The organism is Flavobacterium flavipigmentatum, from assembly GCF_020911905.1.
GTDB classification, from domain to species: domain Bacteria; phylum Bacteroidota; class Bacteroidia; order Flavobacteriales; family Flavobacteriaceae; genus Flavobacterium; species Flavobacterium flavipigmentatum.
In genome coordinates, this window is sequence record NZ_CP087133.1 from 653,039 (window position 1) to 670,532 (window position 17,494).

General features: G+C 34.3%; 13 protein-coding genes. 9 read left to right on the forward strand and 4 right to left on the reverse strand.

The features are described from left to right. The first annotated feature begins 106 nt into the window (after positions 1-106). The 5 genes from LNP22_RS03185 to LNP22_RS03205 all read left to right on the forward strand — a co-directional run bounded on the left by LNP22_RS03185 (position 107) and on the right by LNP22_RS03205 (position 7,492). Positions 107-580 carry a GNAT family N-acetyltransferase gene (locus tag LNP22_RS03185; protein WP_229975305.1) on the forward strand — a complete coding sequence of 158 codons (474 nt, stop codon included), beginning with the start codon at positions 107-109 and terminating at the stop codon, positions 578-580. Positions 581-738: 158 nt separating this feature from the next. Beyond that, the gene (locus LNP22_RS03190; protein WP_229975306.1) at positions 739-1,998 is read left to right on the forward strand and encodes an aspartate kinase; all 1,260 of its coding nucleotides are present in this window, start codon (positions 739-741) and stop codon (positions 1,996-1,998) included. Between the two features lie 130 nt (positions 1,999-2,128). Continuing rightward, positions 2,129-5,560, forward strand: coding sequence for a hypothetical protein (locus LNP22_RS03195; RefSeq protein WP_229975307.1), 3,432 nt, complete (start codon positions 2,129-2,131; stop codon positions 5,558-5,560). 64 nt (positions 5,561-5,624) lie between these two features. Then, complete coding sequence (locus LNP22_RS03200; protein ID WP_229975308.1) at positions 5,625-6,215, forward strand: hypothetical protein; 591 nt, start codon at positions 5,625-5,627, stop codon at positions 6,213-6,215. A 206-nt stretch (positions 6,216-6,421) separates the two neighbouring features. Further along, positions 6,422-7,492, forward strand: a complete 1,071-nt coding sequence (locus tag LNP22_RS03205; protein ID WP_229975309.1) for a glycosyltransferase — start codon at positions 6,422-6,424, stop codon at positions 7,490-7,492. 8 nt (positions 7,493-7,500) lie between these two features. Here the strand turns inward: LNP22_RS03205 and LNP22_RS03210 are convergent, their stop codons facing one another. From LNP22_RS03210 to LNP22_RS03220, 3 genes are all read right to left on the reverse strand, one after another. Then, on the reverse strand, positions 7,501-8,796 hold the full coding sequence (locus tag LNP22_RS03210; RefSeq protein WP_229975310.1) for a porin: 1,296 nt from the start codon (positions 8,794-8,796) through the stop codon (positions 7,501-7,503). A gap of 177 nt (positions 8,797-8,973) precedes the next feature. After that, positions 8,974-10,050 (reverse strand): sensor histidine kinase, encoded by a 1,077-nt coding sequence (locus tag LNP22_RS03215; protein WP_229975311.1) that lies wholly within the window; start codon positions 10,048-10,050, stop codon positions 8,974-8,976. Positions 10,051-10,268: 218 nt separating this feature from the next. After that, positions 10,269-10,952 (reverse strand): response regulator transcription factor, encoded by a 684-nt coding sequence (locus tag LNP22_RS03220; protein WP_210666098.1) that lies wholly within the window; start codon positions 10,950-10,952, stop codon positions 10,269-10,271. 233 nt (positions 10,953-11,185) lie between these two features. Between LNP22_RS03220 and LNP22_RS03225 the strand changes: the two genes are divergently transcribed. The 4 genes from LNP22_RS03225 (at position 11,186) to LNP22_RS03240 (ending at position 16,909) form a co-directional block, all read left to right on the forward strand. Continuing rightward, a complete protein-coding gene (locus tag LNP22_RS03225; protein WP_229975312.1) occupies positions 11,186-13,972 on the forward strand; it encodes a TonB-dependent receptor in 2,787 nt (928 codons plus the stop codon). Positions 13,973-14,165: 193 nt separating this feature from the next. Next, positions 14,166-15,356, forward strand: a complete 1,191-nt coding sequence (locus tag LNP22_RS03230) for a hypothetical protein (RefSeq protein WP_229975313.1) — start codon at positions 14,166-14,168, stop codon at positions 15,354-15,356. Positions 15,357-15,460: 104 nt separating this feature from the next. Beyond that, positions 15,461-15,799, forward strand: a complete 339-nt coding sequence (locus LNP22_RS03235; protein ID WP_210666101.1) for a T9SS type A sorting domain-containing protein — start codon at positions 15,461-15,463, stop codon at positions 15,797-15,799. 129 nt (positions 15,800-15,928) lie between these two features. Then, positions 15,929-16,909, forward strand: coding sequence for a LuxE/PaaK family acyltransferase (locus tag LNP22_RS03240; protein WP_229975314.1), 981 nt, complete (start codon positions 15,929-15,931; stop codon positions 16,907-16,909). A 46-nt stretch (positions 16,910-16,955) separates the two neighbouring features. On the opposite strand, the gene LNP22_RS03245 is transcribed toward LNP22_RS03240, so the two are convergent. Next, positions 16,956-17,300, reverse strand: coding sequence for a hypothetical protein (locus LNP22_RS03245; protein ID WP_210666103.1), 345 nt, complete (start codon positions 17,298-17,300; stop codon positions 16,956-16,958). Positions 17,301-17,494: the final 194 nt, after the last annotated feature.

The following is a 17,494-nucleotide window of genomic DNA, read 5'->3' on the forward strand; positions in this document are numbered from 1 at the left end:
AATTATTTAGTTAGTTTGTTACTAATGTATATTTGCTAAATAAAAAGAAAAAGTTGACCCCAAAACGATGCTTTTTTTGCTAATAATTGATTAAAAATAAGAATATATGAATATTAGAAAAGGAAATCCTGAGGACATGAGTTCTGTTTTAGGATTAATAAAGGAGTTGGCGATATTCGAAAAAGAACCTGATGCCGTTGTAATAACAGCAGAAGATTTGATACGCGACGGTTTTGGAGAAAAGCCATTGTTTCAGGTATTTGTTGCCGAAGTCGATTCAGAAATTGTTGGAATCGCTCTTTATTACTACCGCTACTCGACCTGGAAAGGAAAAACCATACATCTTGAAGATTTGATTGTGAAAGAAAAAATGCGCGGAACCGGTTTAGGATCTGCTCTTTATACCGAAATTATGAAACAAGGAAAAAGAGACAACGTGAGAAGAGTTGAGTGGAATGTACTCGATTGGAATACTCCTGCAGTAAATTTTTATAAAAATTCGGGTGCCAAAATTCTGGACGACTGGGCAGTTGTACAAATGGACCAAGCGGGAATTAATTCGTACTTAGAAAAATTGTAAAAAAAATATTTGCTAAATATTTAAGTATTAAAAAAAAATGTCACGAATCGACAAAGATTTTAAGATCATTTTAATCCAAATAATCTGTGGCAGAAAATTATAAAGAATAGTGGATTTCATTCAATCTGAAATCTAAAATTAAAAATCTAAAATTAATAATGAGAGTATTTAAATTTGGAGGAGCATCGGTAAAAGATGCTGCAGGAATAAAAAACGTATATGACGTTTTGCAAAAAGTAGGTTACGAGGATGTTATTTTGGTTGTCTCAGCTATGGGAAAAACCACCAACGCACTTGAAGTGGTAATCAAAAATTATTTTGATAAATCATCAGAGCTTAATTCATCCGTGCAGGAAATAAAAAAATATCACAATCAGATATTATTAGACTTATTTGAAGATGAGAAACACGCTGTTTTTACAGCTGTTACGGCACAATTCTCAGACTTAGAATATTTTTTAGCACACAATAAATCTCCCAATTATAATTTTGTCTACGACCAAGTTGTAAGTTTTGGAGAACTAATTTCAACTACTATTTTGAGTCATTTTATGAATTTTAAAGGCATTCAAACGCACTGGCTGGATGTTCGCGAATTCATAAAAACCGATTCAAACTACCGTGATGCCGAAGTAGATTGGGATGCGACTCAAAAAAACATCAGCAAAAATGTGCCTCGCAAAACCTTAAACATTACACAAGGATTTTTGGGTGCTGACGAAAATAATTTCACCACAACTTTAGGTCGTGAAGGCTCTGATTATACAGCCGGAATTTTTGCTTATTGCTTAAATGCCGAAAGTGTAACCATCTGGAAAGATGTTCCCGGTGTGATGAATGCCGATCCGCGCTATTTTGAAAATGCAAGTTTGCTTAATCAAATTTCGTATCGTGAAGCTATAGAATTAGCGTTTTACGGCGCAACCGTTATTCATCCAAAGACCTTGCAGCCGCTGCAAAAGAAGGAAATTCCGTTGTACGTAAAATCGTTTATCAATCCGTTACTAAAAGGGACTTGCGTTTCTAAAGGAGTAGATTTGGAGCCTTCTTTACCGTGTTTTATTGTAAAAAGAGAGCAGCTTTTGATTTCGCTTTCGTCTATCGATTTTTCTTTTATTATGGAAGAAAACATCAGCGAGATTTTTGGATTGTTTCACCAATTCAAACTAAAAGTAAATTTAATTCAAAACTCGGCCATCAGTTTTTCTGTTTGCGTAGAAGATAAATTTGGTAATTTTAACGAATTGAATGCCATACTTTCAAAAAAATTCAAAGTAGAATATAGCGAAAATGTGACGCTGTATACCATTCGTCATTTCAACGAACAAGCCGCTCAAACTGTCGAAGAAAACAAAGAAGTTTTACTAAAACAAGTAAGCCGCGAAACCATGCAGGTGGTTACAAAGGAAGTAAATTAGTTTTTTTGGTTAAAAAAATTACTCTTAAAAGGTTTCACCCAAAAAGTGAAGCCTTTTTTGTTTTAGTAAATCGCCTTTTCATTTTCCCAGTATTAAATACTACTTTTGACTTTTTGCAGTTAAAGTCTTTATGTTGAAAAAATTACTTTTTTTGATAGCGCTTGTTTTTTCTTCTGGGCTTCAGGCGCAGGAAACCAACTCGCAGTATAAAACAAAAAAAATACTGGTCACGAAAGACACTATTCACTTAGAAAAATTCAGTATCAATTCGAGTTTTTTTCAACTTTTAAATACTAAAAACGAACCCATTGATTCGATTTTTTACAAAATAAATTTCGCTAAAGGCGATTTAATTTTAAACGAAAATTTTGCACCTGTCGGCGATACTTTAATTGTAAATTATGTCAATTACCCAAATTTCCTGACCAAAGAATATAGTTTGTATAACGAGAGTCAGGTCGTGAGTAATGATGTCACCACAGACAAATTATATAAAATTGAAAATACCACTACTAAAAAATTCGTGCCCTTTGACGGACTCAGTACTTCTGGAAGTATTACGCGTGGTGTCACGATTGGAAACAACCAAAATACAGTTTTAAACTCCAATTTGGACTTGCAGATCACCGGAAAACTATCCGACAAAGTTAGTTTAAGAGCCTCACTTCAGGACAATAATATTCCGCTGCAAAATGGTGGTTATTCGCAAAAGCTCGACCAATTTGATAATATTTTTATGGAATTGTTTAGCGACGATTGGACCATTCGGGCGGGAGATGTTTTTTTAGAAAATAGAAAAACACAATTTTTAAGCTTTAATAAAAAAGTACAAGGAATCGCCGCCAGTTTTGACTTTGACACCGAAAATAGTAAGACCAATATTTTTGCTTCGGTTGCGCTGGTAAAAGGACAATATGCAAAAAGCACTTTTACGGGACAAGAAGGCAATCAGGGACCTTATAAGCTAAAAGGGCAAAATGGCGAATTGTACGTTTTGGTCATTTCGGGGTCTGAGCGTGTGTACGTCAATGGAGTCTTGCTAAAACGTGGGGAAAACAATGATTATGTGATCGATTATAATGCAGGCGAAATTATTTTTACCTCGCTTTATACCATTACATCTGAAATGCGAATCAATGTAGAATACCAATATTCGGATAGAAATTACAACCGATTTGTAACGTACGCAGGTGCAACTCATACTAATAAAAGCTGGAGTTTTGGCGGTTATTTCTATTCTGAAAATGATTTGAAAAACCAGCCTTTACAACAAAATCTTTCCACAGAACAAGTTCAAATTTTGAGTCAGGCGGGTGATGATTTTAATTTAATGAAAGCGCCATCTGCCTTTGAAGACACGTATTCTGAAAATAAAATTTTATACAAAAAAACAATTATAAATGGTATCGAATTTTTTGAATATTCAAACAACTCCACCGATGTTTTGTACAATGTAAAATTTAGTCTGGTTGGTGCAAATGTTGGAAATTACCGCATTCAAAACAGTAATTCTGTCGAGAGAATTTATGAATATATAGTACCTGTAAACGGTATTCCGCAAGGAAACTACGAGCCAATTGTACAACTTGTTGCACCGACCAAAATTCAGGTAGCTACTTTTTTAGGAAAATACAATCCTGACGAAAAAACCGTAATAGATTTTGAAATTGGAATCAGTAATAACGATAAAAATCTATTCTCGAATAATGATGATGCCAATAATGACGGAATCGCATTTAAAACGAATATCAAAAAACGTCTTTTTACTCGAGACTGGACTTTAGACGCCTTTGCCAATTATCAATTCGTACAGGAAGATTTTAAATCTGTAGAACGATTATACAATATTGAATTTAATAGAGATTGGAATCTAAACACCACACTTTTGGGCAATCAGAGTCTGTTGATTTCGGGTTTGAATTTTGATTTGTTTTCAAAAAAAGAAACCTCAAATATTGGTTTGTTTACTTATCAATTTGAAAAATTAGATTTTAGCCAAAGCTATTCGGGATCCAGACATACTGCGAATGCTTTGTTTAAATTAAAAAAATGGACGATCGAAAATCAGGGGAGTTTTATGACCAGTGATGCGACGATTTCGACTTCAAAATTCTTTAGAAACCATACTAAAGCCAAATATCATTTTTCCAAAAACTGGATTGGCGGAAGCATTCAGCTAGAGGACAATCAGGAAAAGGACAATGTTTTGGATCAGTTTTCGGCCTTGAGCCAAAAATTTTCAGAATTTGGAAGCTTTATCGGTCGTGGCGACAGCACCAAAGTTTTTGTAGAATTGGGCTATCTGCGAAGAAAAAATGACAGTTTGCAGAACGGCTTGTTGCAGCATGTGAGCAACTCCCAAACGTTTCTTTTACGCTCTAAATTGATCCAGAACAAAAAGACTGATTTGGCGGTTTATGCCAATTATCGAAGTCTGGCTTTTACCGACGCCTCTCGCAAAAGAGAACCTTCATTAAACTCGAGAATTTTATATAATGATCGATTTCTTAATCAATTTATTCAGACCGGTGTGGCGTATGAAACCAGTTCGGGAACCATCGCACAGCAAGAATACAGTTATGTAGAAGTTCCTGCCGGGCAGGGAGTTTACGCCTGGAACGACTATAATGATAATAATATTCAGGAAGTTAACGAGTTTGAGATAGCACCATTTCCTGATCAGGCAAAATTTATTCGTATCTTTTTACCCAACCAGATTTACATCAAAACCAATCAAAATAAGTTTTCACAGTCGGTTACTCTGAATCCGTTGCAATGGCAAAACGAAAAGGGTTTCAGGAAAATTGCTTCTTATTTTTACAATCAAACTTCGTTTATTTTAGATCGAAAAATAAAAAGTAACGGCGACAACTTTGAGCTGAATCCTTTTAGTTCATCCGAAGAAAACATATTAGGACTGAACTCAAGTTTTAGAAACAGTTTGTTCTACAATCGTGGCAAACAGCGGCATTCTGTGACCTACTCTTACCTCATTAACAAAGGAAAAAATTTACTTTCGGTTGGTTCGCAAGAAGTTAAAAATTACTCGCATCAAATGCAGTACACCCATTTGTATCAAAAAAGCTGGTTGTTTAATTTATTTACCAAAACGATTCAGAACGAATTAATTTCGGAAGATTTCGTTGAGAGGAACTATCAGTTAGAAGGATATCAGCTTGCGCCAAAAATTAGTTATTTGTTTTCAAAAAATACTAGTTTGGATTTCTTTTATGAATTACAGAACAAAAAAAACAGGATCGGAAATTTTGAAACCTTGTCGCAAAATCGGCTTGGAACTTCCTTTTCGTATGCCGGTGATAAAAAAATTACTGTCAATGGAGAATTTTCTTTTTACGAAAATAGATTTGAAGGAAATGAATTTTCATCAGTAGGATTTCAGATGTTGGAAGGCCTTCAATCGGGACAAAATTTGGTTTGGAAGTTACTGCTTCAGAAAAACATAACACAATTCCTGGATGTAAACCTCAACTATCAGGGGAGAAAAAGTGAAACTGGCGCCACCGTCCACACCGGCAACGTTCAAATTCGTGCATATTTTTAACACTTTTACAATAACATTGCTATAATTTTAGTAATTTAGATTAAACTTCCAAAACTAAAATATTATGAAAAAACTAATATTACTTTTTTTTATAGTTGTGCTATCCAGTAATTTCTATGCACAAGAGACCGCTAAGACAACCCAAAATAAAACGGAAACTGCTCCTAAAAAGAAAAAAACAACTACGAAGACAGCAGCTGAAAAAGCAGCATTAAAAGAAAAAACGGCTACAAAAACTGCCGAGGAGAAAAAAGCGGCTAAAGAGAAAAAAGAAGCAAAATCCGCTGCAACAAAAGCAAAAAAAGAAACAGCAAAAGCCGAAAAAGCGGCAAACGACGCTACTGAAGCTGCCACAAAAGCAAAAAAAGAAGCTGCAAAGACAAAAAGCGAAACCGCAAAAGCTGCTAAATCAACAGCTAAAACAGAAAGCATAAAAGCTGATGCAGCAGCCAAAACAGCCAAAAAAGAAGCGACTACCGCCAAAAAAGCAAGTGCCAAAACTTCTGTAAAAACACTGAAAGAAACCAACGAAAAAGCACCGAAAGTAGCCGATAAAATCACAGGAGAATACAATGGTAAAAAAGTGTATACTGGTCCCAGAGGTGGTAAATATTACATTAATAAAAACGGAAACAAAACATACATTCAGGAATAATAAAGCATTTTTTGCTTTTAAAGAAGAGTTGAATTTCTAAAAAAGGTTTAACTCTTTTTTGTTTGAATACTCTTCGATTAAGTAACATACGGTTTTATTTTAACAAGTGAATAACCCCAAAAAACACTAGACTTAATGATTTGGTAATGTCTGCGAAATAATACAAAAAGAGTATTTCTTTATCTTCGTTTGAAAAAGCGCCATATATGAGCATTGAATATTCTGCCAATAAAACTATTTTGATTGCTCCATTGAACTGGGGATTAGGACACGCAACAAGATGTATCCCTATAATAAAAGCCCTTCAAGAGAATAATTTTATTCCGATAATTGCTTCCGATGGCGTTGCTTTGGCTTTGTTACGTAAAGAATTTCCATACGTTGAAACCTTAGAATTGCCTTCGTATCATATTGAATATGCTAAAAACGGTAAAAATTTTAAATGGAAACTCATTAAAAGTTTGCCTAAAATGATCACGGCGATTCTTGACGAAAAAAAAATGATCAATTCGTGGGTTAAAAAACACGGTATTGACGGTATCATTTCAGACAATCGACTGGGGGTTTTTAGCCGAAAAGTACCTTCTGTTTTTATTACGCATCAATTGAATGTGATGACAGGAAATACGACTTGGTTTACAAGTAAAATGCATCAACATATCATAAAAAAATACCAGGAATGCTGGATTCCAGATACGGATAAAAAAATAAATCTAACGGGAGAATTGGGTCACCTTACCACCAATCATCTCAATCTAAAATACATTGGCCCTTTGAGCAGAATGCGTAAAAAAGAAACGCCAAAAGTATACGATTTGATGATCATACTTTCCGGGCCGGAACCGCAACGCACTTTACTGGAAGAGAAATTGCAAAAAGAAGTTTTGCGTTATGACGGCAACGTTGTTTTTATAAAAGGTGTTGTAGAAAAAAACCAAACCAAACTGCAAGTTGATCATGTCACGCATTACAATTTTATGAATACAAAACAGTTGGAGCAAACCTTTAACGAAAGTGATTTGGTCTTGTGCCGCTCTGGATACACCACGGTGATGGATTTGGCGATGCTAGAAAAAAAGGCGTTTTTTATTCCGACACCGGGACAATACGAGCAAGTCTATTTGGCACAAAAACTTCAGGACGAAAACTTGGTACCATACGCCACCCAAGACGACTTTAGGATCGAAGAACTTTCAAAAGTAAAATCATTTAAAGGTCTTTCTCAATTTAAAGAGACTATTGATTGGGATTCTTTATTCTTTATTTTTGAGAAATAAATGTAATTTTAGAAATTAAACTGAGCCTGCAAACGCAGTAAGTTTCCTTGCTGCCTATTGACTGGAAGTGCGCTGTCTTCAAAAGTTCTGTCGGCAATAACGTATTCTGCTGTAAGCTCCAATGCTTTTATTGGTTGCCATTCCAGTCCAAATTCGTAATCTCTAACCACATAACTTCTAGCGTCTTTTTCGTATTTTTTTCCGCCGTCATAATACTGAAATTTTGCAAAAGGGTACAACACTTGCTTTCTGGGCAAATCCCATTTATAATTTAATAAAACATAACCTCCGTTTAAACTTGCGTCATCAACCGTATTGGTTTCTGGATTATATCGAGGACCTTTACCAATATTATATTCGGTCTGAATACCAAAAGGCTTAGGATACAAAACAAAGGTTGCTCCTATCCTTTCGTCTTTCGCATACTGAGGATTATTCACGGTAACATCAGAAGAAATTTCGCCGGAAAACGCCCATTTTCCTTTGTAGGCCTGAATTCCCGGTTCGATAATTTGATTTCCAATAACAAAAGGATAAGAAATTCTGGATACAATATTCAAATCTCTGTTACTGTCTAATTTATTGGAAGATTGACCATTGTAAACACCAAAAGCAAAAACGCCGTAATCGCCTGAACCCTTGTAACCCTCTTTGACCAACATCTCAAAACGGTCTCTGATTTGGCTCGGTGCCCAATAAAAAATCACTCCCAAATCACGCTCGTTTAGTATTGCGCTATTGATTCCGTCGGCTCTGTCTAAAGTCAAACGCTGCGAACTCGATTGCATGTTTTCGAAACCAAATGGAATCTTACTTTGTCCGATGCGCACACGATATTCTCTTTTTTTATCAAAAGAAACATCAAAATAGATATCTCGAATCTGAACAAAATTATTAATCCCGGAAGAAGGCGAACTGGCAAAATCAGGTTGAAAGTAGAAAAACACATTTGGGTGCACCTGCCCTGAAAAAATTAATCGTGCACGTCGTATAAAAAGACCATTATTAGCTTTTGCATCTGGTGCTGTAGAGGTTGTGCCCCAGGATTTATCACACTGATCGCATGAAACTTTATCATTGGTAGAAAACAAACCATTGTATCGTATTTGCACATAACCTCGCAATGAAATTCTGTCATACCAACGTTCTGTATCTGTAACACCAAATTCTGTTTGAGGAAGTTTTGTTGCATTAATAGAATCTAAAATACGAATTACTTCCTTTTTTATCTCTTCTTTTTTAATATCCTGTGCAGTAGCGACACCAGAAATTAACAATAAAATTGCAATTATTTTTCTTTTCATTAATTCTTTTTTCTAAAGCACTTAAAATTAAGATGCAAAGATGTATCAACAATGTTAAGATAGTGTTAACAAGGTGTTATGATAATGGAAATTAATTGTTTCCTGATCGTTATAAACTTCAGATTTATGTTAAAAACCAAAAAGTAAGACTTTTTAGAGCATCAATCCTAAAATTATTTAACTTTCAGATTTTATAGTTTTGTGTGCTTTTTCGAGTGTAAAAGAAAATTCAGACCCAATTCCGAATTCACTTTCTACATACACTTTTTCTTTATGAGCTTCAATAATATGTTTCACAATAGCCAGACCTAAACCAGAACCACCTTCAGATCGGGTTCCGCTTTTATCCACCCGGTAAAAACGTTCAAAAAGTCTGGGAATATTTTGTTTCTCTACCCCTTCGCCATTATCACTAATACGAATAAGCACTTTTTTCTTCGTTAAATTTACGATACCAACTTCGGTCAAACCGCCGTCTTTACCGTACTTTATAGAATTTACAATCAGGTTTTCAAGCACTTGCTGAATTCTGTCTTTATCGCCCCGAACAATAACCGATTTTATATTTTTGCTTTCAAACTGTAATTTGATTTTTTTCTTATCAGCCTTCATTTCCAATAGATCAAAAACATTCGCAATCAGTTCGTGAATATCAAAATCTGTAATCATCAGATCCAGATCTCCCGACTCGAGTTTGGTAATCATATCCAGATCTTCAACGATATAAATAAGGCGTTCAACTCCTTTTTCGGCACGTTTTAAATATTTTTTTCGAATATTTTTATCATCCATTGCACCATCGAGCAAAGTCGAAACATATCCCTGAACAGTAAAAAGCGGTGTTTTTAATTCATGCGAAACGTTCCCCAGAAACTCTCTTCGATATTGCTCCCGAATTTCGAGCATTTCGATCTCGAGTTTTTTATCGGTAGCAAATTTTTTCACTTCGCGTGAAAGCGTTTCCATATCCGTCGTGATCGGCTGATTGATAAGCGTTGTCGTTTCTAGTAATGAAACCTCATCGTAGATTTTTTTTACCCTTCGATAAATAAACCTTTCTACACGATATTGTAATACCAAAAAAGAGAAAACATAAATGGATATCATAAAAATTAATGCAAAAGCCACCTGATGTTTTAAGCTATTTTTATAAAACAAGTACATCAGTATTGTCACAAATCCTGTAGCAAAAAGACTGATATACAATGCCGATTTTATAGCAAATTTGTATGTTTTTTTAAAATTAATTTTCATTTGAAATTAAAATAATTGACCATTAAGGGATTACGAAAAATTAAGCTGAACTCAAAAACCATATAATAAACTAAAAATCACAGCATACACTGAACTTTAATTTATTATATGGTTTAAATGTATTGAATGTTTTTAAAACAATTTGAATTAGTTTACATCTTAACTAAAATTACACTAAGAACAACTTAGTATCTGAGAATCTTAGCGGTTTGAAAAAACTAAACTTCAAATTTATATCCTACACCTTTAATGGTTTTAAAAAGGTCTTCGCCTATTTTTTCGCGTAACTTTCTGATATGTACGTCGATTGTTCTTCCGCCTACTACAACTTCATTACCCCAAACTTTATCGAGAATTTCATCTCTCTTAAAAACTTTACCCGGTTTTGAGGCCAGTAGATAAAACAATTCGAACTCTTTTCTTGGCAATGCAATTTCTACATTCCCTTTTATGATCTTGTATTCTTCGCGATTAATCTCGATTCCGCCTACATTTAGCGTATCGCTAACAACTTCTTGTTCTTTTAACCTTCTTAACAAAGCCTTCACTTTGCTAACCAATAATTTTGGTTTGATAGGTTTTGTAATATAATCATCTGCACCGGCATCAAAACCAGCCACTTGCGAGTAATCTTCGCTTCTTGCTGTTAAGAATGTTATGATAACGTTATTTAATTCTGGAATTTTTCTAATGTGTTCACAAGCTTCCATCCCGTCCATTTCGGCCATCATGACATCCATGATAATAAGTTCCGGTAATTCTTTCTGAGCCTTTGCAATTGCTTCTTTTCCGTTTGAAGCTGTAATAATCTGATACCCTTCCTGAGCAAGGTTGTAGCCTACAATTTCTAGGATATCCGGTTCATCGTCGACTAGTAAAATTTTTGTTTGTGTTTTTTTCATAAATAGCAAAAATTGAAGCATTTACATCAAATTTTCTTCATTATATATTCGATGGTATTTCTTAATGAGCGTAAATATACTAATAAAAATAGCCTTAAAAATTGGTGTTAACCGTAATTTAATTTGGTAACAATTTGATAAACTATTAGACACAAAAACATAACAAGTAGCTAACACGAACTTTACACTGAGTGTATTCCTTTGCACCAAAATAAATTAAACACAACACAGTAATGAAATTCAACTTAAAATTTCTATCTATTACATTATTTATTTGCGCCATTTCGATAGCACAAACCAAAGGTACGATTTCTGGAGTTTTAACCGACAAAGAAGCGAACAATCAAGCTCTGCCTTTTGCAAATGTATTGATTAAAGGCACAAACATCAGCACTAATACTGATATTGACGGAAAATATTCATTGACCGTAAATCCAGGAGATTATACTGTTATATTTAGTTTTATAGGATATGAATCTATTGAAACTTTGGTTACAGTTAAAGCAAACGAAACGATCACAGTCAATCAAACTCTTTCTTCGGGAGGTTATACTTTAAAGGATGTAGTAGTAAAAAACACAACTAGTAGAGAAAAAGAAACTGCATTATTATTAGATCAAAAAAATGCGGTGGTTATTAAACAAAGTATCGGAGCACAGGAAATGTCCCGTAAAGGCGTTAGCGATGTCGAAGAAGGTTTGACAAAAGTAACCGGAATTACCAAAGTTGACGGAAGAGGTTTATTTATTAGAGGACTTGAAGACCGCTACAACAATTTATTGGTTAATGATCTGCAAACACCATCAAACAGCCCTTTTAAGAAAATCATCCCTCTTGATTTATTTCCTACTGATATTGTTGGCGTTTTGAATATCTACAAAACATTCAACCCAAATATCTCTGGAGATTTTGCTGGAGGAACAGTAAATATCGAAACTACTCAACCAAAAAACATCACAAAATTGAATGTTGGTTTTGGATACACAACCAACAACAATCTTAAAAAATTCTTACTATCTGATGATGCCGACACTACAAAAGGTACTTTTGGACTTATCGGAAATGATAGAGAAAGACCAAGTGTTTTTGGTTCTGTACCGAATGGAAAAAGATTATCTCCAGACGAATACCAAAGTGCTTACGGAGATAAAAACTGGGATGTTAACCAAACTGCAAGCCCTTTAAACTCAAGTATCGGATTTTTACATTCACAAAAATTCAACCTTGAAAAAGAAAGAAATATCAGTTACATCATGTCTTTCAACTTTGATAACAAATATATTTTTAGAGAAGGTGTAGACAGAACTTTTAACCTTGGACAAGGTAACTACGACAACAATTTATACAATACACAATATTCTTATCAAACTACTTTTTCTGGTTTAGCAGGTTTAAAATACAAAACCAACCGATTGAATTTAAACTTTACAACTCTTTTTATTCAAGCTACGGAAAGTAAAATTCAAGATCAGTTAGGATACACCAACAGTTTGACAAATATCACCAACAATCTTATCCGATTAAATCAATTTGAAGAATCTAGGTATTGGAACACTCAATTATTTGGAGATTATAAATTGACAGAAGACGGAAAACAGACTATAAAAGCGGGTGGTTCTTTTGTAAAAACAGGTTTTCAACAACCAGACAGAAAATTCATCACAGGTCAAAAAATCAATGATACCGAAATTAATATGTCGTATGGCGGAAACAACTTAAACCGTCAGTATCTTGATGTAAACGGAAACTTTTATTTCTCAGCATTGGCAGAGTATAATTTAAAATTTGGAGATAAAGAAAAACAAAACAACTTGTCTATTGGGTACAACAATTATCTAAATGATATGCAGTCTACTTACCGTTTCTTTTCCGGTAGAAGAAATATCGACAAAAATTATACGGCTAATTTAAATACTATCAGCTCTCAGATCAACGATGACATCAATAACGGAATCGTTTATGTACAAGAAGAGTCTAATGGAGATTACAAAGTAAAATTGAATCAGTTTGTAAATGCTGGATATTTTAATTTATACTGGACATTTGGCGAAAAATGGGATTTGAACGCAGGATTAAGAGCTGAAAATTCTACTCGTGAAATCAAATACAGAGAGCAAGGTGATCCTTTTGGAAGTGCTTACCGCAAAAAAACAGACGAAAGCTTGGATTTGCTTCCATCTCTAAATACTAAATATGCGTTGAACGAAAAGAGCAATCTTCGTGCATCTTTGAGTAAAACCATCACAAGACCAGTTGCAATGGAGTTATTACCTATTAACTACATCAATGCCGATGCAACTTCAGAAAGTGGTAACCAAAATTTATTAAACAGTAATAATTATAATGCTGATTTTAAATATGAATTGTTTCCAAACAGCAAAGAATTGTTCGCAATTGGAGCTTTCGGAAAATTAATTGAGAATCCTATCGAAAGAGTTTTCAAACCAACGGCAAATAGCGGTGGGCAAATTACAACTTTCAAAAACTCTGAAGAGGCTGTTCTTTATGGTGCAGAGATCGAAATGATTTTGTCATTGAATAGAATAAGCGAATCATTATCCAACTTTACTTTTGGTTTTAATACCTCTTTGATGAGTACCGATGTAAAAATCGACTTGACAAAACAAGGAAACGAATTAGAAAACAGTAAAAACCGTAAACTTCAAGGAGCTTCAAACTGGATGATTAATACCGATTTGAAATATGATTTTACTTTGAATAATGACTGGAAGAACACTATGACATTGGTTTACAATGTGTATGGAGACAGAATCTTTGCAGTTGGTTCATCAGGAATTGATCATATTTACGAAAAATCATTTAGCAAATTAGATTTTGTTTGGACAAGCAACCTTTCAAAAAATATCGAATTGAAGTTTGCTGCTGAGAATTTATTGAACCCTTATTACAGAAAAGAATTAGGAAAAAACAGTACAATCAACATCACCGAAGAATCATTAATTGTTCGTGATTACAAAAGAGGAGTTGGATTCTCGGTAAACCTTGGATATACGTTTTAATTGAATGAATTAGAAAACAAAAAAGAGCTTCACGGCTCTTTTTTTTGTTTAAACACATAACATAAAATTTACATGAGGTTGATTGTTATATAATACTTTGATAACAATTAGCTAACCAAATTTCGAAAGTACGGTACTACTTTTGAAACAACATAATAACACAAACAAAACTATAATTTAAAATCATTAAAAAATGAAAAAATTAGCCTTAAGTCTTACTTTTTTGAGCTTGATTCTAGCAAGTTGCTCTTCTAGCGACGAAGATACTGTAACACCTCCAGCGACTGGTTCAGGAGAAATTACAGGAGACATTACTGTTTCTAAAACTTTTATAAAAGGAACATATACATTGAGTGGTACAGTAAGAGTTAAAAGTGGTGCTACTTTAACTTTTGATGCTGGGTCAACTATTACTGCTGATGTAGCAAACGGTACAGATGCATTATTAGTAGAAAAAGGTGGTAAATTAATCATCACTGGTACTGCTGCAGAACCAGTTGTTTTTACAGAGAAATCTAAAACTGCAGGTTCATGGGGTGGAATCATCATGTTTGGTGAAGCGCCAATTGTTTCAGGAAAAACTGCTGACGGAACACCAATTACAACTGCGACTTCTGAAGACGGAACAAACATCATTTACGGAGGAGCAAAAGCTGATGACAATAGTGGTTCATTAAAATATGTACGAGTAGAATATGCTGGAAAGAAAATCCTTGACGGAAATTCAGAAATGAATGGTTTCTCATTCTACGCAGTAGGTTCAGGAACAGTTTTAGAAAATTTAGTAGCTTACAAAGGTGCTGATGATGGTTTTGAATTTTACGGTGGAACTGTAAGTGCTAAAAACTTAATCTCATACGGAAACACAGATGACTCTTTTGACTGGCAAGATGGATGGCAAGGTCAAGCAAACACTAACTGGTTTGCATACCAAACAGGTGCTGGAAATTTTGGAATGGAAATCGAGGCAAAAAGTGTAAACAACGCTTTCTTCCCTAAAGTATCTAACATTACTTTAAGAAGAGCTGCTGGAACAGTTACTGAAGCTGGAAACCCAACAGAAATTGATGCAGTTCAATTTAAAAAAGAAGGTAACGGAGAATACTCAAATGTTGTAATTTCTGGATATACTTCAACAGGTGCTGTTGCTGTTAGAATTCAAGAAGCTGCTACAAACACAAATCAAGTTTCTGGTGGAAAAATCAAAATGCTAAACGTAAAAGTTGTTGATGCTGCTACCGCTTTAACTGGTACAGGAGCTACAGGTTTTACAGTAGCTTTCCCAACAGGAAACCTTACAACAAGCACAACAGCAACTGGAGCTACTTTAACTGCAGGAGCATGGGCAATTGTTGATGGTGTAAACTTACTAGAGAAGTTATAATCCTCACACATAAAATGTTAAAAACATCCTAAATTTTTAGGATGTTTTTTTTTGGTGTAATTTTTGTAATTTTTTTTGTATATTTACTATAATAAAATCATGCGATGGTAAAAAACTACTTTTATATTACATTCTTATTGGCTTTTTTCTTTACCGTGAGCGCTTCTGCTCAAGAGGGTAAACAATTAGCAAAAACTCAAGACGGTACAACCATTGAGGGACTGAGCTTGTATCCTAATCCAGTCACTAATGGAAAAGTATACATTACTTCTAAAAATGATTTAGAAAAAGAGATTATCATATTTGATATTTTAGGAAAAAAAATACTTCAAACACATCTAGGTTCAAGAGAATTAAACATTTCGGAGTTAACTCCTGGCATTTACATCATTAAAATTAGTGAAGAAAATGCATCAGCGACCCGAAAGTTAATCGTTCGATAAAAAAAACATCCTTAAAGCTCCACCTTTCGTTGGAGCTTTTTTTTGGACTTACAATAACCCTACTTTATATATTTTAAAAGACTTTTCGGGGCAACGACTAAAAAACAATATCTTTGCACAAAAAAAGTCTTGATAACAGCCCACGATATATTTACCATTTCGAGTCAGAAACAATTTGAAAAAATAGCACTAAAGGTGTTTCGTTTTCAGTACGAGAATAATTTGGTATATCGTGACTTTTGTGACTTTTTGAAAGTAAATCCGCAGCAGGTAAAATCTTTAGAACAAATTCCTTTTTTGCCGATTCAGTTTTTCAAAAGTCATAAAGTAGTTTCAAATACCCATCCTGCAGAAGTTACTTTTAGCAGCAGCGGCACGACAGGCATGATCACCAGTAAACATTTGGTTACTGATGTTTCGCTTTACGAAGAAAGTTACCGTAATGGATTCTCGCAATTTTATGGCAACATTCAAGATTATGTTGTTTTAGCGCTTTTGCCGTCTTATCTTGAGCGCGATAGCTCTTCGCTAATCTACATGGTCGAAGACCTAATAAAACTCACTAATCAGCCCGATAGTGGCTTTTATTTGCACAATCACGACGAAATAATCAAAAAACTAACTACGCTTGACGAATCGGGTCAAAATGTCATTTTGATTGGCGTAACCTATGCTTTATTAGATTTGATTGAAAAGCATCAATTCAACCTCCAAAACACCATCATTATGGAAACGGGCGGAATGAAAGGCAAACGCAAAGAAATGATTCGTGAAGAGCTACATGAAATACTTTGCAAAGGTTTTGGTGTAACTGCGGTTCATTCAGAATATGGTATGACCGAGCTTTTGGGACAAGCATATTCATTGGGCGAAGGTGTTTTTGAATGTCCTTCATGGATGCATGTTTTGGTTCGTGATCCCGAAGATGCTCTCACTTACGTGAAAGACGGAAAAACGGGCGGCATCAACGTTATCGACCTAGCCAACATCAATTCCTGCTCTTTTATCGCAACGCAGGATTTAGGCAAAAAAAATCCCAACAACTCTTTTGAGGTATTGGGACGTTTTGATAATTCTGATATTCGTGGATGTAATTTGATGGTTTTATAAAGTTTAACCGAATATTTATTTAATCGGTCAAACATCAAAAAAAAATTCAATTTTCTTCTATCAAACCAATACTTTCTATTCCTTCTTTTTCAGCTAATTCTCTTTCTTTTTCACCTTTTCTTTCCAAAAGTTTATAAACACCGTAACAGCACAAACCTCCTAAAATCGAGAAAAAAATATTATAACCGGGACTGTCGTATTCTCCATTTTCGACCAGATCAAATCCGCTGACAAAACCCATGATCACCATAAAAACAACCGCAATTACAAAAGAAAATCCAAAATAAGACACCAGTCCAATTATAAAATATTTCCATTTATTTTTATTGTACGAAATAGCCAAATTACTGAACCCTTTCCAAATCCAATAAATAAACAGAAATCCAAACATACCTTAAATATTTTAAGCACTAAACTTACTAAAAATAAAAATACTAAGGCAAAATAATTTCATACTCATCAAATATCACGTTCAGAATTTGCGCAAAAAAAATCCCAACAACTCTTTTGAGGTATTGGGACGTTTTGATAATTCTGATATATTCGTAGTTGTATCGTTTAATCGAATGTTTAGAAGGATTAACC

Bases quoted from the DNA above. Each gene is read 5' to 3' on its own strand.
- LNP22_RS03225 (WP_229975312.1), top strand. From the start codon at position 11,186: ATGAAATTCAACTTAAAATTTCTATCTATTACATTATTTATTTGCGCC.
- LNP22_RS03200 (WP_229975308.1), top strand. From the start codon at position 5,625: ATGAAAAAACTAATATTACTTTTTTTTATAGTTGTGCTATCCAGTAAT.
- LNP22_RS03245 (WP_210666103.1), bottom strand. From the start codon at position 17,300: ATGTTTGGATTTCTGTTTATTTATTGGATTTGGAAAGGGTTCAGTAAT.
- LNP22_RS03185 (WP_229975305.1), top strand. From the start codon at position 107: ATGAATATTAGAAAAGGAAATCCTGAGGACATGAGTTCTGTTTTAGGA.
- LNP22_RS03220 (WP_210666098.1), bottom strand. From the start codon at position 10,952: ATGAAAAAAACACAAACAAAAATTTTACTAGTCGACGATGAACCGGAT.
- LNP22_RS03235 (WP_210666101.1), top strand. From the start codon at position 15,461: ATGGTAAAAAACTACTTTTATATTACATTCTTATTGGCTTTTTTCTTT.
- LNP22_RS03210 (WP_229975310.1), bottom strand. From the start codon at position 8,796: ATGAAAAGAAAAATAATTGCAATTTTATTGTTAATTTCTGGTGTCGCT.
- LNP22_RS03230 (WP_229975313.1), top strand. From the start codon at position 14,166: ATGAAAAAATTAGCCTTAAGTCTTACTTTTTTGAGCTTGATTCTAGCA.
- LNP22_RS03215 (WP_229975311.1), bottom strand. From the start codon at position 10,050: ATGAAAATTAATTTTAAAAAAACATACAAATTTGCTATAAAATCGGCA.
- LNP22_RS03195 (WP_229975307.1), top strand. From the start codon at position 2,129: ATGTTGAAAAAATTACTTTTTTTGATAGCGCTTGTTTTTTCTTCTGGG.
- LNP22_RS03205 (WP_229975309.1), top strand. From the start codon at position 6,422: ATGAGCATTGAATATTCTGCCAATAAAACTATTTTGATTGCTCCATTG.
- LNP22_RS03190 (WP_229975306.1), top strand. From the start codon at position 739: ATGAGAGTATTTAAATTTGGAGGAGCATCGGTAAAAGATGCTGCAGGA.